The sequence below is a fragment of the Gluconacetobacter sacchari genome (genome assembly GCF_014174255.1).
In the GTDB taxonomy this organism is placed as follows: domain Bacteria; phylum Pseudomonadota; class Alphaproteobacteria; order Acetobacterales; family Acetobacteraceae; genus Gluconacetobacter; species Gluconacetobacter sacchari.
Genome location: NZ_JABEQJ010000010.1, coordinates 58,431 through 79,894 on the forward strand (window position 1 = coordinate 58,431; position 21,464 = coordinate 79,894).

The 21,464-nt window shown below is 64.1% G+C and carries 18 protein-coding genes and 2 tRNA genes; 13 read left to right on the forward strand and 7 right to left on the reverse strand.

From position 1 onward, the window contains the following. Nucleotides 1–3: 3 nt before the first annotated feature. The 3 genes from HLH48_RS09370 to HLH48_RS09380 all read right to left on the reverse strand — a co-directional run bounded on the left by HLH48_RS09370 (nucleotide 4) and on the right by HLH48_RS09380 (nucleotide 4,485). A complete protein-coding gene (locus HLH48_RS09370) occupies nucleotides 4–1,389 on the reverse strand; it encodes an ABC1 kinase family protein (RefSeq protein WP_182997246.1) in 1,386 nt (461 codons plus the stop codon). Further along, the gene (locus HLH48_RS09375; RefSeq protein ID WP_246387199.1) at nucleotides 1,370–3,175 is read right to left on the reverse strand and encodes a M3 family oligoendopeptidase; all 1,806 of its coding nucleotides are present in this window, start codon (nucleotides 3,173–3,175) and stop codon (nucleotides 1,370–1,372) included. The genes HLH48_RS09370 and HLH48_RS09375 overlap by 20 nt, the downstream gene beginning before the upstream one ends. A 161-nt stretch (nucleotides 3,176–3,336) precedes the next feature. After that, entirely contained in the window at nucleotides 3,337–4,485 is a 1,149-nt protein-coding gene (locus HLH48_RS09380; protein WP_182997248.1) for a hypothetical protein, read from the reverse strand. An 879-nt stretch (nucleotides 4,486–5,364) separates the two neighbouring features. On the opposite strand from HLH48_RS09380, the gene HLH48_RS09385 reads away from it, so the two are divergent. The 4 genes from HLH48_RS09385 (at nucleotide 5,365) to HLH48_RS09400 (ending at nucleotide 7,505) form a co-directional block, all read left to right on the forward strand. Continuing rightward, nucleotides 5,365–5,715 (forward strand): hypothetical protein, encoded by a 351-nt coding sequence (locus HLH48_RS09385; RefSeq protein ID WP_182997249.1) that lies wholly within the window; start codon nucleotides 5,365–5,367, stop codon nucleotides 5,713–5,715. A 100-nt stretch (nucleotides 5,716–5,815) separates the two neighbouring features. Continuing rightward, complete coding sequence (locus HLH48_RS09390; protein WP_343065403.1) at nucleotides 5,816–6,841, forward strand: DUF4214 domain-containing protein; 1,026 nt, start codon at nucleotides 5,816–5,818, stop codon at nucleotides 6,839–6,841. Between the two features lie 12 nt (nucleotides 6,842–6,853). Next, nucleotides 6,854–7,231 (forward strand): hypothetical protein, encoded by a 378-nt coding sequence (locus HLH48_RS09395; protein ID WP_182997251.1) that lies wholly within the window; start codon nucleotides 6,854–6,856, stop codon nucleotides 7,229–7,231. Nucleotides 7,232–7,241: 10 nt separating this feature from the next. Beyond that, on the forward strand, nucleotides 7,242–7,505 hold the full coding sequence (locus HLH48_RS09400) for a hypothetical protein (RefSeq protein ID WP_182997252.1): 264 nt from the start codon (nucleotides 7,242–7,244) through the stop codon (nucleotides 7,503–7,505). Nucleotides 7,506–8,275: 770 nt separating this feature from the next. Here HLH48_RS09400 and gltB read toward each other — a convergent pair. The 3 genes from gltB to HLH48_RS09415 all read right to left on the reverse strand — a co-directional run bounded on the left by gltB (nucleotide 8,276) and on the right by HLH48_RS09415 (nucleotide 15,396). Continuing rightward, entirely contained in the window at nucleotides 8,276–12,823 is a 4,548-nt protein-coding gene (gene gltB / locus HLH48_RS09405) for a glutamate synthase large subunit (RefSeq protein ID WP_182997253.1), read from the reverse strand. A gap of 5 nt (nucleotides 12,824–12,828) precedes the next feature. Continuing rightward, nucleotides 12,829–14,283: an NAD(P)-dependent oxidoreductase gene (locus HLH48_RS09410; RefSeq protein ID WP_182997316.1), complete on the reverse strand. Its 1,455-nt coding sequence runs from the start codon at nucleotides 14,281–14,283 to the stop codon at nucleotides 12,829–12,831. Nucleotides 14,284–14,472: 189 nt separating this feature from the next. Further along, on the reverse strand, nucleotides 14,473–15,396 hold the full coding sequence (locus HLH48_RS09415; RefSeq protein ID WP_182997254.1) for a complex I NDUFA9 subunit family protein: 924 nt from the start codon (nucleotides 15,394–15,396) through the stop codon (nucleotides 14,473–14,475). 152 nt (nucleotides 15,397–15,548) lie between these two features. On the opposite strand from HLH48_RS09415, the gene HLH48_RS09420 reads away from it, so the two are divergent. The 9 genes from HLH48_RS09420 (at nucleotide 15,549) to hpf (ending at nucleotide 21,113) form a co-directional block, all read left to right on the forward strand. Next, nucleotides 15,549–15,635 (forward strand) — tRNA-Leu (locus HLH48_RS09420). Nucleotides 15,636–15,793: 158 nt separating this feature from the next. Then, a tRNA-Leu gene (locus HLH48_RS09425) sits at nucleotides 15,794–15,880 on the forward strand. A 155-nt stretch (nucleotides 15,881–16,035) separates the two neighbouring features. Beyond that, nucleotides 16,036–16,665: a ribonuclease D gene (locus HLH48_RS09430; RefSeq protein ID WP_182997255.1), complete on the forward strand. Its 630-nt coding sequence runs from the start codon at nucleotides 16,036–16,038 to the stop codon at nucleotides 16,663–16,665. 70 nt (nucleotides 16,666–16,735) lie between these two features. Then, on the forward strand, nucleotides 16,736–17,761 hold the full coding sequence (locus HLH48_RS09435) for a KpsF/GutQ family sugar-phosphate isomerase (RefSeq protein ID WP_182997256.1): 1,026 nt from the start codon (nucleotides 16,736–16,738) through the stop codon (nucleotides 17,759–17,761). Continuing rightward, nucleotides 17,758–18,519: an LPS export ABC transporter periplasmic protein LptC gene (gene lptC, locus HLH48_RS09440; RefSeq protein ID WP_182997257.1), complete on the forward strand. Its 762-nt coding sequence runs from the start codon at nucleotides 17,758–17,760 to the stop codon at nucleotides 18,517–18,519. Before HLH48_RS09435 ends, lptC begins: the two co-directional genes overlap by 4 nt. Then, on the forward strand, nucleotides 18,516–19,430 hold the full coding sequence (locus tag HLH48_RS09445) for an LptA/OstA family protein (protein WP_182997258.1): 915 nt from the start codon (nucleotides 18,516–18,518) through the stop codon (nucleotides 19,428–19,430). Before lptC ends, HLH48_RS09445 begins: the two co-directional genes overlap by 4 nt. Then, entirely contained in the window at nucleotides 19,427–20,221 is a 795-nt protein-coding gene (gene lptB / locus HLH48_RS09450) for an LPS export ABC transporter ATP-binding protein (RefSeq protein ID WP_182997259.1), read from the forward strand. Before HLH48_RS09445 ends, lptB begins: the two co-directional genes overlap by 4 nt. Nucleotides 20,222–20,341: 120 nt before the next feature. Then, nucleotides 20,342–20,431, forward strand: a complete 90-nt coding sequence (locus HLH48_RS23915) for an RNA polymerase factor sigma-54 (protein WP_456305409.1) — start codon at nucleotides 20,342–20,344, stop codon at nucleotides 20,429–20,431. A gap of 88 nt (nucleotides 20,432–20,519) precedes the next feature. Beyond that, nucleotides 20,520–21,113: a ribosome hibernation-promoting factor, HPF/YfiA family gene (gene hpf, locus HLH48_RS09460; RefSeq protein ID WP_182997260.1), complete on the forward strand. Its 594-nt coding sequence runs from the start codon at nucleotides 20,520–20,522 to the stop codon at nucleotides 21,111–21,113. A gap of 47 nt (nucleotides 21,114–21,160) precedes the next feature. Here hpf and HLH48_RS09465 read toward each other — a convergent pair whose 3' ends face one another. Next, nucleotides 21,161–21,424 carry a DUF1150 family protein gene (locus HLH48_RS09465; protein ID WP_182997317.1) on the reverse strand — a complete coding sequence of 88 codons (264 nt, stop codon included), beginning with the start codon at nucleotides 21,422–21,424 and terminating at the stop codon, nucleotides 21,161–21,163. Nucleotides 21,425–21,464: the final 40 nt, after the last annotated feature.

Consider the following 21,464-nt stretch of genomic DNA (forward strand, 5'->3'; position numbering starts at 1 on the left):
GTATCAGGCCTCCACCGGGGGCGGCACCCGTGCCTGAAGCATCAGCTCCGTCTGCCGCGCCGCCAGTTTCTCCGCGTCGAAATCGGCGATCAGCTCCTGGAACAGCCGGTACCAGTTCAGCTTCGCCCCCAGCCGCAGGAACACGCTGCCCAGGCCGATCGCGGAGCGATCCACCAGCACGAACTCGCGCGGCGGCCGTACCCCTCCGGTCTGTTTCAGGCCGGCATAGACCCGCTCGGCCACCGCGCGGCCATATTGCGGGTCGTCGTTTTCCTGGATCGCCCGCACGCGGTCCTGCATCAGCGGCTCGTAGACGAAGCGCGCCCACTCGTTCAGCACCCGCATGGTCTCGCGCGACATGTTCGCGAAGCCCCACGCCTGATAGGCGTGATAGGCCAGGTCCTCGTCATTGGTCTCCAGCGCGCGATACAGGTCGATGATCCCCTGCACGAACCGCGCGGGGAAGATCCGGATCGCCCCCAGGTCCAGCAGGTTCAGCCCGTAATCGGGCCGCACGGTGAAATTGCCCATATGCGGGTCGCCATGGATCACGCCGTTGCGATAGAGCGGCACGTACCAGCCATGGAACAGCGCCCGCGCCATGGCGTCCCGCTGTTCCTGCGCGGGGTTGGCATCCAGCACCGACTGCACGCCGCGGCCTTCCAGCCAGTCCATCACCAGCAGCCGCCGCGTCGTCAGATCTTCGACCGGCATCGGCACGCTGACATCGGGGCAATCCGCCAGCATCAGGTTGTACAGCCGCAGGTTCGCCGCCTCGCGCAGATAGTCCAGTTCCTCCTGCAAGCGGGCGGTCAGTTCCACCAGCACGTCATCCTGCTTGATCGTGCTGTCGATGCGATAATACAGCCCCACCGCCATGCGGAACTGCCGCAGGTCGGAATCCACCGTCGCCTGCATGTCCGGATATTGCAGCTTGCACGCCACGAGGCGCCCATCCGGCAACACCCCCCGATGCACCTGCCCCAGGCTGGCCGCCGCCGCCGCCTCATGCTCGAACGAGCGAAAACGCCGCTCCCAGTCCCGGCCCAGCTCGGCGGCCATGCGCCGGCGCACGAAGCTCCAGCCCATCGGCGGCGCGTTGGACTGAAGCTGCGCCAGTTCCGCCGCATATTCCTCCGGCAGCGCGCCGGGAATGGTGGACAGAAGCTGCGCGCCCTTCATCAGCGGCCCCTTCAGGCCGCCCAGCACCGATTTCAGGTCCCCGGCATGGGTGGCGCGGTCGGTGCGCAGCCCCATCCTGTGGCCGGCGATGCGCGCCGCGATACCGCCCACCGCGCCCGACGTCCGCACCATCCTGCGCAGTTCGCCGAAGACGCCGGTATTGTCGAGATCCCGTTCCTCCGCCACGTCAGCCACGCTCCAGTTCATCGATAAAGCCGGCAATCACATCCAGCCCCTTGCGCCAGAAACCGGGGTCGGCCGCATCCAGCCCGAACGGCGCCAGCAACTCGCGATGCCGCATTGTGCCCCCCGCCCGCAGCATGTCCAGATACCGGTCCTGGAACCCCGCATGACCGGCCGTGAACACGCCATACAGCGCATTCACCAGGCAATCCCCGAAGGCATAGGCATAGACATAGAACGGAGAATGGATGAAGTGCGGGACATAGGTCCAGTACACGTCGTAATCCGGCGTAAAGTTGAAGGCCGGCCCCAGGCTTTCCACCTGCACCTGCCGCCAGATGGCGCCGATCCGCTCGGGCAGCAATTCGCCCGACCTGCGTTCCTCATGCACCAGCGTCTCGAACCGGTAGAACGCGATCTGGCGCACGACCGTATTCAGCATGTCCTCCACCTTGCCCGCCAGCATCAGCCGCCGCCGCGCCGGGTCGGTCTCGGCGTCCAGCAGCGCGCGGAAGGTCAGCATCTCGCCGAACACGCTCGCCGTCTCGGCCAGCGTCAGCGGCGTGCCCGCCATCAGGTAGCCCTGGGGGGCGGCCAGTACCTGATGCACCCCGTGGCCCAGCTCATGCGCCAGCGTCATCACGTCGCGCGTGCGGCCATGATAGTTCAGCAGCAAGTACGGGTGGACGGACGGCACCGTGGGATGGGCGAACGCCCCCGACGCCTTGCCGGGCAGCGGCGGCGCATCGATCCACGGATTGTCGAAGAACCGCCGCGCCACCGCCCCCATGCGCGGGTCGAACCCCTCATAGGCCGCCAGAACCTGCCGCGTGGCCTCGTCCCACGGGATGATCCGCTCGTCCGCCGCCGGCAGCGGGGCATTGCGGTCCCAATGCTCCAGCTTCTCCAGCCCCAGCCACCGCGCCTTCATCGCGTAATAGCGATGCGACAGGCGCGGATAATCCGCCGTCACCGCCTGCACCAGCGCGTCGACGACCTCGTCCTCCACCATGTTGCTGCGATTGCGATAGGACCCCGGGCGCGGATAATGCCGCAGCGAGTCGCTGATCGCCTTGTCCTTCGCCAGCGTGTTGGTCATCAGCGAGAACAGCTTGATATTGCCCTCGAACACGGTGCCGATCGCCTTCGCCGCCCGCTCGCGCACCGCCCGGTCCTGGTCCGACAGCCGGTTCAGCGCCTCGCCCACCGTCAGGTCCCGCCCGTCCAGCGGAAAGCGCAGCCCGGCCATCGTCTCGTCGAACAGGCGGCTCCAGGCCGCCGCCCCCGTCACCGATTTCTCGTGCAGGACCTGCTCGATCTCGTCGGAAAGCTGATGCGGGCGAAACACGCGCAGGTCACGGAGAAACGGCGCCCACACCGCCAGCGCCGGATCGGCCAGGCGGGCGGAGAGATCTTCCTCGCCGATGCGGTTCAGTTCCAGGGTAAAGAACAGCAGATGGCTGGAAATATCCGTCAGCCGCTCGTTGATCGATTGCGAGAACTGCCCGAGCGCGGCATCCGACGAATCGCCGGCAAACAGCAATTGGGCATAAGACGCCGCCCGCCCCAGCACCTCGTCGATCCGCTGGTATTCGCCGATCGCCCCGGCCAGTTCGGCTGGCGCGGCCCCGGCCAGCCGCCCCTTCCAGGCGGAGGCGAAGGCGGCGGCGTCGAGACCGGCCTGCTCCAGGTCGGTACGCAGCGCATCCGATTCGGGGCTCTCATACAAATCCCGCAGGTCCCAGCGCGGCAGGTCCCCGACCGTGCCGGCCGGCGCGCCGCCGTCGGCCTGCAAAGGGCTGTGATCCATCGGACCAGAGGCAAGATTCAGCTTCGGCATCGGCGCGCCACTCCTTAAACGCCCCCGGCGCATCGTGCAGGGGGCCGATCCTGCGCTGATATCTAACAGATTGTCCCGAACGTGTCGCCGCTAGCGAGGTTGACCCCTCTCCCGCGCCGCAGGCGCCGTGCTTACCCCAGTGCCACCAGACGGTCGATGAACCGGAGCTTGCGGGCGTGCCGCTCGCGCATGGCGGCCAGGCGACGACTGAAATCCTCCGTTTTCCCCTGTTCCTCCGCAATGGTCTTGAGGTCCAGCAGCAGGCGCAGAGCCTTGTCGTAGCCCGAGGCATTCCGGTGTTCGATCTCCGCCTCGATCTCGCTCCAAACCGCCTCGCCCCGCTTCAGAAGAGTGTCGAGCCGCGCGCGGCGGGCGCGTTCCTGCTCCGCCGCCTGCCGTTTCCGCTCCATTTCCAGGCGTTGCTGTTTTTCACGTTCCCGCGCGTGACCGATCGCATGGGCGCGGGCGCGCAATTCGCCTGCCGTGCGCAAGGTGACGACGGGCCGACTGGCGGAGGACCGAGACTCCAGGCGTTCCCGAAGCCGGACCCGAAGTTCGCTTGCCACGTGGGCATCACCCTGGGCCAGACGGGCAAGCAGCCCATTCTTCTCCCGATCGGGCAATCCGGCAACCAGACGCTGGATGGTGTCCGGGGTGAGGGCCTCGGTCGTCGGCGTGTCGCCGGGTCGCTCGACCGCCGCCGCGACGAGCTCTTGATCGATGAGGAAGAAACGCGCGAACGCATCGAGCGTGCCGGTCAGCGGACCGATTCCCGGCAGCGGTTCCATCGCATCGTCCGGGACAGCGCCGTCCTGGACCGCCGTCAGCCACAGCAGATAAAAGAGGCGCAGGTCCCCGTCGATGATGTCGGCCCGCAAGGGCGCCAGGGCGGCGAGCCAGCCCGAACCGTCGTCCCAGTCATTATCCTCCGGCTCCAGTTCCTCGCGAACGATATCGAGAATCAGATTCTCGCCGGACAGTTTGAGGGCGGCGCAATCGACCGGACGAAGGAAGATGTCGAGAGATCGAGAGTTCAGGAACTGCCTGGGGAAGCGGACCATCAGACGATGCGTGCCCCAATTCGTCAGATAGAGATGCAGATCGAACCAGCGTTCCATCAGAACGACCGGATCGCCCTTGAAGTCACCCCATTCATAGGAATTGGTAAAGCTCGTCGCCGTGATGCGCGCCCGTGACGACAGCGCCCGGAGGGCCTCGCAGGCTTTCGCGTCAAGCGGTCGGTCGAGTGCCTGGAATTCGTAATATTGATATTCGCTCAATACTGCTTCTCGTCGGATGGTGCATTCCCCCCGGCAGGAGCCCGGCGGAAAATCCGCAGGGCTCCTGCCGGACGCGGCGCAAGGTTCGTCTCTAGTTGAAGAGAAGCAGATTGTGCGATGAAAGCATATGCATCCTGCGCAGCCCGTGAAACCGTCGGTCGTCCCGCCGTCTGCATCATATGAATGGAATGAATCCGATCGCCATCGAGCGCGTGGACCTTTCCATGCCGGCTTATCTTATGCTGGCCGCCTGTCGGCACGTCTGGTCTCACGCCGTGCGACGCCTGACATCTGCCAGACTGTTGCAAACCTGCTGTCGACGACGACCCTGCACCCGATTTCCGTGCTTCGACACATGCAAACATGATTTTGGCGCTTGCCAACCAAGCGATGGTATGAAGCTAAATATTACAAATTAATACATATCCTTACGTTGGTATGCGATGTCCAATCTGGCGACCCGCTCTTCCTCCCGGCTGTTACGAAACGCTTCCAACCCGTTCGACCGACAGGACCATCCAGCGGCCAACAAAACGGCCTCGCCGACGCATGCCGACAGTTTCGACTGCCAATGCGTCCTCAGATACAGCCGATCTGCCCGCTGCGCTCGTGACGATCGGCCATCACGCCGGCTCATCCGCTCCGGTAGATCGGTTTTACGGATATCACGAACAACCGGCTTTCCTGACTGCCCTCGCCACCCGGCATGCGGCGCGGAGGAATCATGTCGCCGTAGCAGCCATTCAAACGCCGCCCTCCCGCGCGGCGGCACACCAGACAGGCACGCCCAGCAAGGCGGAAGAGGCGGCGCCTCCTCAGGACGCCGGCCAGTCCCCGCCCTCGCCATCTTCTCGCCCCGCCATGGCCGTCATGATACTCATGTCCGATGGCGACGAGGGCGATGGCGGCGGGATGGACGGGAGCGGAAATGGCGAGAGCGTAACGGTCACCAGTTCTCCTCCGTCGTCTGGAGATGGCGGCGGCTTCCAGACATCGGGCAACACGATGCCCACGTCGCCGCCGGGGTCCAGCACCCAATATATCACCGTTCATGGGCATGCCGTCACCGTCGTCAACGGCGTTGATTATCTGACAAACAACTCAGGGAATGGGATTGCGACCTATCAGACGTCGTCGGGCACCTTCGTTCCGATCAAGCTGTCGGACATCGATCAGGACATAGCGGACGATATCAAGAACGTCCTCAGGCCGTTCAGCCGCGGAAGATGATTATAACACAGCGTATCAGCAGTTCGGTAATGGGCAATCCCCTACGCAGGTCCGAAGCGACATCGCCCATTCGCAGCAGGCGCAAACGGAAATAAATTCTATTTATCAATCGGTCTTGGGACGAAATGTAGATGCGGGTGGTCTTCAGACTTACGAAGATGCCCTTTCATCCTCCATGACGGCAAGTCAGGTTCGTCAAGACATCGCCCATTCCCAGAAAGCGCAGAATAATATCAATACCATTTATCAACTGGTGCTGGGGCGCAACGTCGAGCCAGAAGGCCTGAATGCCAATGAAGACGCCCTCGCCAGTGGTCAAACATTGAATGACATCCTGTTCAAGACATCCCATTCCACCGAGGCGACAAATCAAGTTACCAATTTCCTGAATAATACCATCGGCGAAGTTTCCGACGATCTGGTAAATGCCGGACAAACGATGCTAACCAGCATCACACAAGCTTACGCGACGATCAAGAATTATACATCGGATCAACTTCAGGCAGCGGCAAACGGCTATCAGACCGCATTCTCTACAGCCGGGAATGTGCTCGACAGCCTGATGCCCAAGACACAAAGTCAATGGATCGGGCTGGCAGCGACAATGGCTGTCATGGTCACCCCCGTCGGTGAAACTGTCGCCGCTGCAAGCCTTCTCGCCGTGGGTGGTGAAAAATTGCTGGCAACGGCTCTGGATGCGGAACTCGATACCGCGACAGTTTATTCGGCAGTCAGGGTATCCGTTTCAGGGGCTACGGCGGAAGCCTCCGCAACGTTTGATGAACTGGCTGCTTTTGATCCCCAAGCGTCCGGTACCACCTTGCAGCTTGATGCGAACACAACAGTTACGCAGGTCGCCAGCACCAAGTATCAGAAGGAGAACCTCAATTTCTCCGGCGGGAACGAAGCGGCAGTAGAAACATTATTCCGAAAGCTAACCGGATACACTGGAAACTTGGATAACGCCAAGGTGGCGTCATTTGGAAATGGCGGTGTCGTATATGCGGTCGCAACTCCCAGAGGAGTAGTATCTCTTCGCAATGTCTCTGCGTCAGGAAAGTATTGGACTATTGAATTTTCTCCTCTATTGAGCAATGGCGTCAAAAAAGTAAAATTTGATTTTTAATGGGATATTGTCATGGTAGAATACAAAAGTGATTTCGATAATTTTATTTTAGGCATAAATGGGGATACTGGTCTTGGCATATGGTGGGCGTTAGGCCTTCACAACGAAAAGCAGATGACAACAAGAAAGAAGTTCCTGAAACTAAAGGAATTTTTTGAATATTCCATTCTCCACAACCGGATTATCGAATACGATTTAAAAAATCAGCAAGCTATCTTCTCCGGTGATGAACCGGGCACTGTTTTTGATCGGATTTTCGCGGATTTCCCGTTGGATGAATTGCCGGAATATGACGGCGACAGCGATAACAGATTCTTTGCTTATATGGCTGTTAAATTTGATGGCTGGGCGGTTCTTAACGAGGGAACGACGCTCTGTATTCCTGATTGATCATGCTGCTTTGAGCCAGACACCCGCGCAAGCCTGCAAAGTGGCCAAGAATTATACATCGGACCGGCTTCAAGCAGCCGCAAACGGCTATCAGCCGGCAACATTTTCCGCAGCCGGGAATGTGCTCGACAGCCTGATGCCCAAGACACAAAGTCAGTGGATCGGGCTGGCAGCAACAATGGCTGCCATGGTCACTCCCGTCGGCGAAACTGTCGTCCTGCAAGCCTTCTCGCTGCGGGTAGTGAGAAATTGCTGGCAACGGCCCTGGATGTGATCGCAACTCCCAGAGGAGTAGTACCACTTGGCAATTTCTCTACGGCGCTAAAAACCTGTTTGGACATACGCGATGGTGAGCGAGAGCGGCCTGGAGGGCCGCACCCGTCGTGTGTTTCCTAGCATCGGAGCGGAGGAGCGGCCTTATCGGCCGCCCGCCGCGAAGCACAGGAAACGCGCGCCGGATCGCCGTCGGCGCACTGTTCCCAACAGGCTCTAACGACCATAATAATGGATTGATGAAATAATGATTTTTATTATCATCCTTTTTTAATCTATGTGATATCACCGGCAATTTTGCTATCATTTCCGTCAATTTATGGTCCTCACCCCATATCCGGAGCGAATGGATTTGAATTATTTTATTATGAAAACATTATCGGCTTTGATATGTGGCTATTTTTCTTTATTTCTTTACCTACAACTACTTTTTAATAATATATTCATTTATAAAAATAAAATAATTTCTATATTTACTTGTTTTCTTGGGCCGATTTTTTCAGTTTTTTTGGTTATTTTACCAGATAAAACATGGGCAAGACCCTACAAGTGATATACTCGAGGGAAGTCCTTTCAAAGACCGCCTTGGAGCATCATTGATCTATAATCTGCCAATATGCCTGTGGTGTTTTGCGCTTAAGAATTACATCGTGGAAAAACATATAAAGAAAACATCATCTTCATCCCGATGAGAGCCTAGCAGCACGCCAGACGCCGCCGGACTCCCCCGAGAGGTAGCCGCGACAGCAGGATGGCGGCAACGCGGCGCTTTTACGCGCTGCGCGCGACCTCGGCCGGAGCGTTATAACCGATCACCCCGGCATACTCGCGCGGCACCAACTGCCAGAAGCGCGGCAGCACGCTCTCCCATTTATGCAGCATCAGCGCGGCATAGCGGCTGTGCGTCTCGCGCGCATGCGTCTCCACCAGCCCGCGCAGCACCGCCTCCCATTTCGGGTCGGCCACCCGGTTCCACAGCAGCGTATCGGGGTTGATCCGCTGCTCGAACGTGCCGCTCCCGTCATAGACGAAGGCCATGCCCCCGGTGAAGCCGGCACCGAAATTGTCGCCCGCCTCGCCCAGAATGACCACGGTGCCGCCCGTCATATATTCACAGCCGTTCGACCCGCAGCCCTCGACCACCGCCGTCGCCCCGGAATTGCGCACCGCGAAGCGCTCGCCGGCCTGCCCGGCGGCATACAGCGCCCCCGCCGTCGCGCCATACAGCACCGTGTTGCCGATGATGGCATTCTCGTTCGACACCAGGTTCGACGACGGCGACTGCCGCACCACGATGGTCGCGCCCGACAGGCCCTTGCCGACATAGTCGTTGGCATCGCCCAGCACTTCCAGTTTCAGCCCCTGGACCGCGAACGCCCCCAGCGACTGCCCGGCAGAGCCGCGCAGCCGCACCGTCAGGTGCCCCGGCGCCAACGTGTCCATGCCGAACTGCCGCACGATCAGCGAGGAAATGCGCGTGCCGATCGCCCGGTGCGTGTTCTGCACGTTATAGTGCAGTTGCATCTTCTCCCCATGGTCGAACAGCGGCCGCGCATCGGCGATCATCTGCGCGTCCAGCGTCTCGGGCACCTCGTTGCGCCCCTCCCGGGTGCAGTAGCGGGCATGCGGCCCCGGATCGGCCTGCGCCAGCAGCGAATTGAGGTCCAGATCGTCCAAGTAGTCGGCACCGCGCGACACCTGCTTCAGCAGGTCCGTCCGCCCGATGATCTCGTTCAGCGACGAAAAGCCCAGCGAGGCCAGGATATTGCGCACATCCTCGGCGATGAACGAGAACAGGTTGATCACCTTCTCCGGCGTGCCTTCGAACTTGGCGCGCAGGGCGTCGTCCTGGGTGCAGACCCCGACCGGGCAGGTGTTGGAATGGCATTGCCGCACCATGATGCAGCCCATGGCCACCAGGCTGGCGGTACCTATGCCGAATTCCTCGGCCCCCAGCATCGCCGCGATCACCACGTCGCGCCCGGTCTTCAGCCCGCCATCGGTCCGCAGCTTCACCCGGTGGCGCAGGCGATTGAGCATCAGCACCTGGTGCGCCTCCGCCAGCCCCAGTTCCCACGGCAGGCCGGCATATTTGACCGAACTCTGCGGGCTGGCCCCGGTCCCGCCGCTATGGCCCGAAATCAGGATCGCGTCGGCCCGCGCCTTGGCCACACCGGCGGCAATGGTGCCGATCCCCGACCGCGCGACCAGCTTCACCGTCACCGTGGCCTCGGGATTGATCTGCTTCAGGTCGTAGATAAGCTGCGCCAGATCCTCGATCGAATAGATGTCGTGATGCGGCGGCGGCGAGATCAGCGTCACCCCGGGCGTCGCATGCCGCAGCTTCGCGATCAGCCCCGTCACCTTGAAGCCCGGCAACTGCCCGCCCTCGCCGGGCTTGGCGCCCTGCGCCATCTTGATCTCGATCTCGCGGCAATCGTTCAGATATTGCGCGGTCACGCCAAAGCGGCCCGAGGCGATCTGCTTGATGGCCGAGGACGCGTTGTCGCCGTTGGCGCGCGGCTTCGCGCGCGCCGGGTCCTCGCCCCCCTCGCCCGAATCCGACTTCGCGCCGATGCGGTTCATGGCGATCGACAGGGTCTCGTGCGCCTCCGGGCTCAGCGCCCCCAGCGAAATCCCCGGCGCGATCAGCCGCTTGCGCAACTGGGTGATGCTCTCCACCGATTCGACGGGGATCGGCGTCCGCCCACCCCGGAAATCCAGCAGGTCGCGCAGCGCCACCGGCGGCTGGCGACGCACCGCGTCGGCATAGCGGCGATAGATCGAGAAACTGTCGGTCGCCACCGCCGTCTGCAACATATGGATCAGATTGCCGTCGAAGGCATGGATCTCGCCATGGCGGCGCATCTTGTACTGGCCGCCCACCGGCAGCGCGACCACCGACTGGTCCCACGCGGTCCGGTGGAAGCTCAGCACGTTGGTCGCGATGCCCGACAGGCCGATGCCCGAGATGCGCGAGGGCATGCCGGGGAAGAATTCCGCCGTCAGCGCCCGCGACAGCCCGATCGCCTCGAAATTATACCCGCCGCGATAGGCCGAGACGATGGAAATGCCCATCTTGGACATCACCTTCAGCAGTCCCTTGTCCACCGCCTTGCGATAGCGCTCCACCGCCTCGCGCAACGCCATGTCGCCGAACAGGCCGCGCCGCTGCCGGTCGGCGATGCTTTCCTGCGCCAGATAGGGGTTGATGGTCGTCGCCCCGACCCCGATCGTCACCGCGATCGCATGCACGTCCAGCGCCTCGGCCGAGCGGATGTTCAGCGAGGTGAAGGTCCGCAGCGACTGGCGGACCAGATGCGTATGCACCGCCGCCGTGGCCAGGATCATCGGGATATAGGCCCGGTCGGTCGACTGCGCCTCATCGGTCAGGAACAGATGAGTGCAGCCCTCGCGCACCCGGTCCTCGGCCTCGCGCCGGATGCGCGCGATCGCCTCGCGCAGCCCGGCCTCGCCTTCCGCCGCCGGAAAGGTGCAGTCGATCACGAAGCCGCTGTCGCCGCAGAAATTCCGCAGCGCCTCGAACTCCCCGGTCGTCAGCACCGGGCTGGGCAGTTGCAGCAGGTCGCACTGGACCTCGGATTCCTCCAGGATGTTGCCCAGGTTGCCCAGCCGGGTCAGCAGGCTCATCACCCGCGTCTCGCGCAGGCTGTCGATCGGCGGGTTGGTCACCTGGCTGAAGGCCTGGCGGAAATAATGCGCCAGCCCCCGATAGCGGGCCGACAGCACCGCCAGCGGCGCGTCGTCGCCCATCGAGCCGATCGCCTCGGCGGCGGTCTCGACCATCGGGTGCAGGATGGTCTCCAGTTCCTCCAGGCTCGTGCCGACCGCCAGTTGCCGGCGCCGCAGCTCGTCGCGGCCGTACAGCACCGGCTCCTGCACGTCGGCCCGCACGACCGAGCCGATCTTCTGGATGTTCTTCACCCAGGCGCCGAAATCCCGCCGCCCGGCCAGCAGGTCCAGCAGCGCCTCGTTGCCGTACAGCTTCGCCTCCTGGAGATCGAGGCCGATCATCTGCCCCGGTCCCAGCCGCCCGCGCCGCACGATGTCGGTCTCGGGCACCTTCACCATGCCGGTTTCCGAGCCCACGATCAGCAACCCATCGGCTGTCACGGTATAGCGCAGCGGGCGCAGTCCGCTGCGGTCCAGCCCGGCCACCACCCAGCGCCCGTCGGTGGCGCACAGCGCCGCCGGCCCGTCCCACGGCTCCATCACCGCGTTGCAATAGGCGTACAGGTCCTGGTGCGTCTGCGGCATGCCCGAATTGCCGCCGACGCTGGCCGGCACCATCAGCGCCTTGACCATCGGCGCGTCCCGCCCGGCGAAGGTCAGCAGTTCGAACACGTTGTCCAGCATCGCGGTGTCGGACCCGGCGGCCTGCACCACCGGCTTCAGGTCGTCCATCACCGGGTCCAGCACCGGGTCGGCCAGCCGCGTCTCGTGGCTCTTCATCCAGTTGACGTTGCCCGAGATGGTATTGATCTCGCCGTTATGCGCCAGCCGGCGGAACGGCTGCGCCAGCTTCCAGGTCGGAAAGGTGTTGGTCGAATAACGCTGGTGATAGATCGCAAAGCGGCTGACGAAACGCGCATCCAGCAGGTCGGGATAGAAATCCGTCAGGTTCTGCGCCAGGAACATGCCCTTGTAGATCACCGACCGGCAGGACATCGAGCAGATATACAGGTCCAGCGAATGGGCCTGCGCGCTCTTCTCGATCCGGCGGCGGATCACATACAGGTCGCGCTCGAAGGCCGCCTCGTCCCGCCCCGGCAGGTTGCGGATCATGATCTGCTCGATCTCGGGCCGGGTGGCATTGGCCTTCTCGCCGATGCACGACGTGTCGATCGGCACCTGCCGCCAGCCATAGATGCCATAGCCGACGGCCAGGATCTCGGTCTCGATGATCTGGCGGCAGCGTTCCTGCGCCGCCAGGTCCGTCTTGGGCAGGAAGACCATGCCGATGGCGATCTGGCTGTCCACGCAGCCCTCGCCGCCGCTATGGATCGCCTCGGCGAAGAAATCCTGCGGAATTTCCAGATGGATGCCGGCACCGTCGCCGGTCTTGCCGTCCGCGTCCACCGCGCCGCGATGCCACAGCGCCTTCAGCGCCGCGATCCCGGCCTCGACCACTTCGCGCCGCTTGCGCCCGTCCAGCGCCGCGATCAGGCCCACGCCGCAGGCATCGCGTTCCTGCGTGGCGTCATACAGCCCGCCGATCGCCCGCGCGTTCCCCTGCCACGCGGCCACGAAATCCTGGCCGGCATCCCGCGATGCCTGATCCTGGGTCATCTGGTCCATCGTCGTCACTCCGCGGCCTGGGCGCACGCGGCCGCCCGGTTTTCCAGCCAGCGATGCATCTGCGCCGCCGCATCCCGTCCATCGCGGATCGCCCACACCACCAGGCTGGCCCCGCGCACGATATCGCCCGCCGCGAACACGCCCGGCAGGCTGGTCATGAAACTCTCATGGTCGACCCGCAGCGTGCCCCAGCGCGACACGGCCAGGTCCGGCTGCCCCCACAGGGTCGGCAGCGGCTCGGGGTCGAAGCCCAGCGCCTTGATCACCAGGTCGGCTTCCAGCACGAAGGCGCTGTCCTCCACCGGCTCGACCGACTGCCGGCCGCTGGCGTCGGACATGCCCAGCTTCATCCGCACGGCGCGCACGCCGCTGACGGTCCCGTCGCCCAGAAACGCCTCGGGCGCCGCCAGCCAGACGAACGACACCCCTTCCTCCTCGGCGTTCTTCACCTCGCGGAGCGATCCGGGCATGTTCGCGCGGTCGCGGCGATACAGGCACGTGACCGTCTTCGCCCCCTGGCGGATCGCGGTCCGCACGCAATCCATCGCCGTGTCGCCGCCGCCGATCACCACCACCGACTTGCCGGCGGCATCCAGCGCCGCGCTCTCCCCGGGGGCGACCGCGTCGCCCAGCGACAGCCGGTTGGACATCGTCAGGTAATCCAGCGCCTTGACGATGCCGCCCAGCCCCGCGCCGGGCCCGCCGATATCGCGCGACTTATAGACGCCGGTCGCGATCAGCACCGCGTCATGCCGCGCCCGCAGGGTCGCGAAGGACAGCCTGCCCTCCCCGTCGCCATCCGCGATATCCACGCCGAGATGAAACCGGACCCCGGATTCCTCCAGATACAGATGGCGCCGCGCGACGATATCCTTTTCCAGCTTGAATCCCGGAATGCCATAGATCATCAGGCCACCGATCCGGTCGTACCGGTCATAGACATGCACCTGGTAGCCCTGCTGGCGAAACTGCATCGCCGCCGCCAGGCCACCGGGCCCCGCGCCGACGATCCCGATCGAAGCCTCGCGCTCCACCGGCGGCCGGATCGGCTCGACCCAGCCGCTGGCGAAGGCGGTATCGGTGATGAAGCGCTCGACCGCGCCGATGGTGACGCTCTCGAACCCCTTCTCGATCACGCAATTGCCTTCGCACAGCCGGTCCTGGGGGCAGATCCGACCGCAGATCTCGGGAAAATTGTTGGTGGCGGAAGACAGCGCAAACGCCTCCTCCAGCCGCCCCTCGGCGGTCATCTTCAACCAGTCGGGGATATTGTTGCCCAGCGGACAATGGACCGAGCAGAACGGCACCCCGCATTGCGAGCAGCGACTGGCCTGCTGCTCCGCCTTTTCCACCGCGAAATCGCGATAGATCTCGTCGAAATCGCTCCGCCGTTCCGCCGCCGGCCGCTTGTCGGGCTGGCTCTGCGGCACCGAGACGAATTTCAGCATATGCTCGACCATCATTCGCCCCCAGGCAGCCCGTCATCCATGTCGGCGGAACACCTACGACAGCCCCATCCGCCATAAAAGACAGCATTGCTGCCCTTTATGGCAAAAAGCCCGATCGCAAGCTTCCCAAAAGAGTGCGCCGCAGGTCCTCATTGGTCCGATTCGGACCAATTGACCATATAATACGTTGAACTGGCTTGTTTATGTAATTTTATATCCGCCCAGATAAGACGGAACAATCAATTCCATCGGCGCCGGCCGGATCGCGAGCTGCTCCAGCCCCGGCGCCCCGTCCGTCGCCACATTGTCGCGCGACAGCATCGCCAACTGGTCGCGGGTCAGCATCTTTCCGGGCAGGCGCTCCAGCCACATGGCCTGCCACCACGCCAGGGCCGCCGGCACCGCCACCACCAGCCGCCGTCGCCCGACCGCCGCCACCACCAGCCGCGCGATCTCCTCCATCGTCCGCACCGCCGGACCACCGAATTCGAAGATTGCACCCGCATGCACGCCACCCGGCAGCAGCCGCCGGATCCCCTCGGCCACATCGGCGACATGGACCGGCTGCACGCGCGTCCGCGCGCCATAGACCGGCACGACGGGGCTGAAGCGCGCCAGGGTGGCGAACAGGTTGGTGAAACGGTCATCCGCCCCGAACAGGATCGACGGCCGCACGATCGTCGCCTCCGGCATCGCCCGCAGCACCGCCTCCTCGCCGGCCGCCTTGCTGCGCCCATAGGCCGAAGGGCTGTCCGGCGCCGCCCCGATGGCCGAGACATGCAGCAATTGCGCGACCCCCGCCGAAGCCGCCAGGCGCGCGACATGCTCCGCCCCCTCGACATGCACGGCCTGGAAGGTCGCCCGCCCGCGCTCGGCCAGGATACCGACCAGGTTCACGACGACCCTCGCCCCCTCGACCACCGGCACCAGCGAGTCCGGATCGAGGATCGACGCCCCCAGCGGCACGATCTGCCCCACATCGCCCAGCGGGCGCAACGACGCCGCCCGATCGGTGCGCCGCGCGGCCACCCGCACCACATACCCGTCCTCGGCCAGCCGCCGGACCACATGGCGCCCCAGAAACCCCGAACCTCCGATGACCGCCGCCACTTTCCGCGTCGCCATGTCCATCCCCCTGCTTTTGCTCCATGCCTAGCACACCGTCCGTCCCGTGCGGCGCATGCAATAAAAACGACACGAATCGTACGGACCGTGTTGACCGCCCTCCATGGGCGGAGTAAACGCCCCTCACCACCCCGGAAACGGGGGCCTTCTAAGCCCAGATGGCGGAATTGGTAGACGCGCAGGTTTCAGGTACCTGTGGCCGCAAGGTCGTGGAAGTTCGAGTCTTCTTCTGGGCACCATCCCTTCTCAAATACCGGTAAATCAAGCTTCTGGCAGGCATCCGGCCAGTTGGCCGCGCCATGTCGTTGCTTATGCGGAATATGTGAAGACCGGCGTTGACCGCCCTGTTCCTTCGGCGTAAATGCCCCTCACCACCCCGGAAACGGGGGCCTTCTAAGCCCAGATGGCGGAATTGGTAGACGCGCAGGTTTCAGGTACCTGTGGCCGCAAGGTCGTGGAAGTTCGAGTCTTCTTCTGGGCACCATCCCTCTACATGCTGTATCGGACATCGCCCGCCCGGGCTTCTTCCCCCGGGGTTCCGGGCCGTCGCCCGGCGCCCCCTCGCTTATGGCCGGTTCCGATATTATATGTCCCACAGCGTCACGAGGGCACGCACGCCTGCAACGCGGGGAGCCACGCATGACCGTCACCACGCCCACGATCCATCTGCATCGCGGCGACCTGCCGGCCGAGGTGACGTTCCACGGCCCGATCGCCGTCGATACCGAGGCCATGGGCCTGAAGCCGCATCGTGACCGCCTGTGCCTGGTGCAGATCTCGGCCGGCGACCAGTCCGCCCATCTGGTGCAGATCCTGCCGGGCACGCCCAGCCCCAACCTCGCGCGGCTGATGGCCGATCCCGCCATCACCAAGCTGATGCACTTCGCGCGCTTCGACGTCGCGATCCTCCAGCACGCGCTCGGCATCACCGTGGCGCCGGTCATCTGCACCAAGATCGCCTCCAAGCTGGTCCGGACCTTCACCGACCGCCACGGGCTGGCCCAGCTATGCCGCGAACTGCTCGGCGTCGACCTCAGCAAGCAGCAGCAGACCTCCGACTGGGGCGCGCCGGAACTGACGGCCGAGCAGTTGGCCTATGCCGCGTCGGACGTGCTCCATCTGCACGCGCTCTGGGCGGTACTGGAGGCCCTGCTGCATCGCGAGGGCAGGCGCGACCTGGCCCAGGCCTGCTACGATTTCCTGCCCGCCCGCGCGCGGCTGGACCTGCTGGGATACGAAGATCCGGACATCTTCGCCCACCGGCCATGAGGCTCCCTTCCCCCTCGCGGTCCATGGTTCCGTTTGACCTGGACCATCGCCATGGCGATACACGGCTGGCATGACCCAATCCGACCATCCCGTCAGCGCGACTCCCGACACCGACCCGGCCGAGGCCGATATCGCGGCGGCCTGCCGGGTGCTGGCGCGCGAAACCGACGGGCTGATGCAGATGGCGGCCGCCCTGCGCATGCCGGCGCTGGGCCAGGCCTTCACCCGCACGATCGCCGCCTTCTCGACGCTGGCCGGCCGCGTCGTCGTGACGGGGATCGGCAAATCCGGCCAGATCGGCCGCAAGATCCAGTCCACCCTGGCCTCGACCGGCACGCCCTCGGTTTTCGTCCATCCCTCCGAAGCCTCGCATGGCGACCTGGGGATGCTCCAGCCGGGCGATGCCGTGCTGGCCCTGTCCAATTCGGGCGAAACGCCCGAACTGGCCGACATCGTGGCCCATGCGCGGCGTTTCGGCCTGCTGCTGGTCGCCATCACGACACGGCCCGCCTCGACATTGGCCCGCGCCGCCGACATCCCCCTGATCGTCCCCGACGCGCCCGAGGCCTGCCCGATGGGCCTGGCCCCCACCACATCCTCGACGATGCAACTCGCCCTGGGCGACGCGCTGGCGGTGGTGCTGCTGGAGCGGCGGGGCTTCTCGGCGACCGAATTCGGCATCTTCCATCCCGGCGGCCGGCTGGGCACCCGGCTGCGCCGCGTCGGCGACCTGATGCATCGCGGCGGCGTCATGCCGCTGGGCACGCCCGACACCTCCCTGCGACAGGTCATCATGGAGATGACGCGCAAGGCCTTCGGCTGCATGGGCGTGGTCGGTGCCGATGGCCGGCTGGCCGGCCTGATCACCGATGGCGACCTGCGCCGTGTCCTGGACCGTGACCTCGACCGCACCCGCGCCGCCGACATCATGAATCCCACCCCCCTGACGACCGGGCCGGACGTGCTGGCGGCCGAGGCGCTGCGGCTGATGAATGCCCGCGTCCGCCCCATTACCAGCCTGTTCGTGCTGGACGGCGACGGGGTGCCGCTCGGCATCCTCCATGTCCACGACCTGCTGCGCGCGGGCGTCGCATGAGCGAAACGCCCCCCCGACGCGAGGATTTCGCACGGTCCGCCGACCAGGTCGCCCGGCAGCGGTCGCTGCTGCACAAGGTCGGCCCCGACATCCGGCGGGTCCTGCGTCCCGGCGACATCGCGCGGCGCCAGCGCATGGTCCGCTGGGCCAAATGGGCGCTGCCCGCGGCCGCCCTGCTGCTCCTGGGCTCGATCGCCGCATGGCCGGCCATCGACCGGCTGGTCAACATGCAGCGCGGCGCCCTGCGCGAGATGGAAAGCCTGCACGTCAGCAGCGGCAACATGCTCGGCGCGGTCTATCGGGGGCTCGACGACCACGACCGCCCGTTCATGATCACCGCCGACCAGGCACAGCAGCTCACCCAGGACCGCATCAGCCTGACCCGTCCGGCCGCCGACATCCTGACCCAGGGCGGAGACTGGACGATGGTCAGCGCCGCGCAGGGCGTGTATCTGCAACATGAGCAATTGCTGGACCTGACGCAGGACGTGGCACTCTACCGCGAAGATGGCGTGATCCTGACCGGGGTCACCGCGGATATCGATCTCAGGCAGGGGATCATCGCGTCCGACCGCTGGGTCCATGCCGAAGGCCCGTTCGGCGTGCTGGACGCGCAGGGAGCCCTGCTGTCCCAGCACGAGGGTGTCGCCCAGTTCCGAGGGCCGGGACGGCTGATTTTGAACGACGATACCCATGCCGGCGCCTCGGCCGCGCCTCCACCCGCCTCCCCCGCCACCCACCCGGAACCCTCCCGATGACCGCCTCCGCAAAGGTCGCCTCCGCGCTCCTGCTCCTTGGCGCCGCGTCCTGCCTGCCCCATCCCGGTGGCGCGCGCGGCCAGGCCATCGACCTGTCGCATGGCGGCCAGATCACCGTCACGGCAGCCGGCGGCTTCGACTGGGACCAGAAAACCCAGACGGTTACCGCCTATGACCGGGCCCAGGCCGTGCGCGGCAACGTCACCGTGACCGCCGACCGCCTGACGGCCTTCTACCGCAGGAAGGCCCCCCCGCCAGGATCGCCCGCCCCCCCCTCCCAGAGTACCGACGCCGGATCGGGCGCGAACGAAGTCTACCGCCTTAACGCACTGGGACACGTCCATATTTTTACCGACACCGACCAGGCCTGGGGCGACAGGGGCGTCTACGACATCGACCAGGCCGTCATGGTCCTGACCGGCAAGGGACTGAAACTGGTCACGCCGCAGGACGTCCTGACAGCCCGCGATTCGATGGAATATTATTCCCAGACCCGCATGTCGGTCGGGCGGGGCGACGCCACCGTCACCACCAATGACGGGCGGCAGATCCGCGCCGACGTCCTGGTCGGCTACAGCGCGCAATCCTCTCCCCAGCCGGCCGCTCAAGGCAGCCAACCATTGACCGGCTCGGGAAAATTGGAAAAAGTCAACGCATTCGGACATGTATTCGTCCGCACACAAACCGAGACGGTGACCGGGGACCGCGGCGTATACGTTCCCGATACCGGAATCGCGCGGATCGTCGGAAATGTGCATATTACACGGGGTCAGAACCAGATCAGCGGAGCCGCGGCAATCGTGAACATGCACACCGGGATCGCCACGATGACCGAACACCCTGGCGGGCGGGTCAGCGGCCTGATCGTCCCCAACGAGGCCAATCCTCCCCCCACCGGAACCCACCAATGAACGACATTCCTTATGCCCTGTCTGACGAGGCGAAGGACGAAGTGGGATATGCCCCCTCCTCCAACACCCTCAGCGGACTGATCGCCAGCGGGATCGGGAAGACCTACAAGAAGCGTCCGGTGGTCCGGAACGTGTCGATTCAGGTCAACCGTGGCGAAGCCGTCGGCCTTCTGGGGCCCAACGGCGCAGGCAAGACCACCAGCTTCTACATGATCGTAGGCCTGGTGCAGCCCGACAGCGGCTCGATTACCCTCGATGGTACCGACATCACGCGCCTGCCGATGTACCGCCGCGCCCGGCTTGGCATCGGCTACCTGCCACAGGAAGCCAGCATCTTCAGGGGCCTGAATGTCGAACAGAACATCATGGCGGCGCTGGAAGTCGTGGAAACCGATCCCGACCGGCGGGAGGAGATGCTGACCGGCCTGCTGGGCGAATTCGGCATTTCCCACCTGCGGCGCGCACCGTCGCTGGCCCTGTCGGGCGGCGAGCGCCGCCGGCTCGAAATCGCCCGCGCCCTGGCCAGCCAGCCGCACTACATCCTGCTGGACGAGCCCCTGGCCGGCATCGACCCGATCGCGGTAGGCGAGATTCGCGACCTGGTCTCCCATCTCAAGGATCGCGGGATCGGCGTGCTGATTACCGACCATAACGTCCGCGAGACGCTGGAAGTCATCGATCGCGCCTACATCATGCACAGCGGTCAGGTCCTGATGGAGGGCCGCCCCGAGGAAATCGTCGCCAACGAGGACGTGCGGCGCGTCTATCTGGGAGAAAATTTCTCCCTCTGACCACCAGCCATTTCGAATCAACCGGCCTACGACATCAAGCTGCTGATCTCACACGATTACCGGCAGGACATTCTCTCCGACGAAGCAATTGTGAATAAATTAAGAAAGTAAGGAATAGACATCTCCCGCCGAACCGTGGCCAAATACCGGGATGCGCTGAAGATACCCAATTCGGCGCAGAGAAAACGGGAAAAGGCTTTCGAGGCCTGACGCTACGCCCGACGGAATGAGCATTTATGGGCCGTCGGCATAGTTCCGTCCGGTTTCGGACGCTCATCTATGCAAGGGGTGATGTCACATGCAAATCAGTGTCGCTGGCAAACAGATCGACCTCTCCGACGCCTTGAAACACCGGGTTACGGGGCATCTTGATCGCCTTGCCGACAAATATTTCGACCGTGCCCTAGAAGCCCAGGTCACATTCAGCCGCGCCCGATCCTTCTTTACCTGCGATATCAATCTGCATGCAGCGCGCGGCCTGACCCTGCGGGGTGAAGGAGAGGGTACCGACGCCCATGGCGCGTTCGACGATGCTGCCGAACACATGGCCCGTCGCCTGCGACGCTATCGCGAGCGCGTTAACGACCATCTCCGCACTTTACCCCGCCGCGACACGCCGGAAATGGGACGCAGCTACATCCTGCGACCGGCCGATGACGCAGAACACGCGACAAATGGCGCGACACGCGAGAACAGCACGCATGCTTACGCAACCATCATCGCCGAACGCACGGCAGAAATCGCGACGTTGAGCGTAAGCGAGGCCGTGATGCGCCTTGACCTGGCGGCCTCTACCCTCCTGATGTTCCGCAATAGTATCAGTGAACAGATCAACGTTATCTATCGTCGGCAGGACGGTAATATCGGCTGGCTGGACCCCACCCCTGGCTGAAATGGAGCGCCACCAGATGCCGGGGCTCCCGGCATCTGGCTTGTTCTTCAATGTAGCAAGGTAGGTATCATCTCGTGCTGCAAGATCGCCTCAATGGCGGTGTCCTGGTCCTCGGTCAACGCCATCGGTGTGCCGTCGGCGGCATGGATGGCAAACGCCCCCTCTCCCTCGACGATCACCGGCTTGATATAAGCCACTCGCGACACGCCAAGCGCGCGCATCTGGATGTCCGTCAGATGACGAACGTCAGCGGTCACCGGCATATGGTCAGCTTGAAGAACGACCTGCCCATTCTGCGTCGTAATTCTCATGATCCGGTCCTCCATGCGAATGACCTGCGTCACGCGACGA

What these genes read in the sequence shown, in the direction of transcription:
- HLH48_RS09370 (WP_182997246.1), bottom strand. Translation starts at nt 1,389, where the DNA reads ATGAACTGGAGCGTGGCTGACGTGGCGGAGGAACGGGATCTCGACAAT.
- HLH48_RS09375 (WP_246387199.1), bottom strand. Translation starts at nt 3,175, where the DNA reads ATGGATCACAGCCCTTTGCAGGCCGACGGCGGCGCGCCGGCCGGCACG.
- HLH48_RS09385 (WP_182997249.1), top strand. Translation starts at nt 5,365, where the DNA reads ATGTCCGATGGCGACGAGGGCGATGGCGGCGGGATGGACGGGAGCGGA.
- HLH48_RS09395 (WP_182997251.1), top strand. Translation starts at nt 6,854, where the DNA reads ATGGTAGAATACAAAAGTGATTTCGATAATTTTATTTTAGGCATAAAT.
- gltB (WP_182997253.1), bottom strand. Translation starts at nt 12,823, where the DNA reads ATGGACCAGATGACCCAGGATCAGGCATCGCGGGATGCCGGCCAGGAT.
- HLH48_RS09410 (WP_182997316.1), bottom strand. Translation starts at nt 14,283, where the DNA reads ATGGTCGAGCATATGCTGAAATTCGTCTCGGTGCCGCAGAGCCAGCCC.
- HLH48_RS09415 (WP_182997254.1), bottom strand. Translation starts at nt 15,396, where the DNA reads ATGGCGACGCGGAAAGTGGCGGCGGTCATCGGAGGTTCGGGGTTTCTG.
- HLH48_RS09430 (WP_182997255.1), top strand. Translation starts at nt 16,036, where the DNA reads ATGACCGTCACCACGCCCACGATCCATCTGCATCGCGGCGACCTGCCG.
- HLH48_RS09435 (WP_182997256.1), top strand. Translation starts at nt 16,736, where the DNA reads ATGACCCAATCCGACCATCCCGTCAGCGCGACTCCCGACACCGACCCG.
- lptC (WP_182997257.1), top strand. Translation starts at nt 17,758, where the DNA reads ATGAGCGAAACGCCCCCCCGACGCGAGGATTTCGCACGGTCCGCCGAC.
- HLH48_RS09445 (WP_182997258.1), top strand. Translation starts at nt 18,516, where the DNA reads ATGACCGCCTCCGCAAAGGTCGCCTCCGCGCTCCTGCTCCTTGGCGCC.
- lptB (WP_182997259.1), top strand. Translation starts at nt 19,427, where the DNA reads ATGAACGACATTCCTTATGCCCTGTCTGACGAGGCGAAGGACGAAGTG.
- hpf (WP_182997260.1), top strand. Translation starts at nt 20,520, where the DNA reads ATGCAAATCAGTGTCGCTGGCAAACAGATCGACCTCTCCGACGCCTTG.
- HLH48_RS09465 (WP_182997317.1), bottom strand. Translation starts at nt 21,424, where the DNA reads ATGAGAATTACGACGCAGAATGGGCAGGTCGTTCTTCAAGCTGACCAT.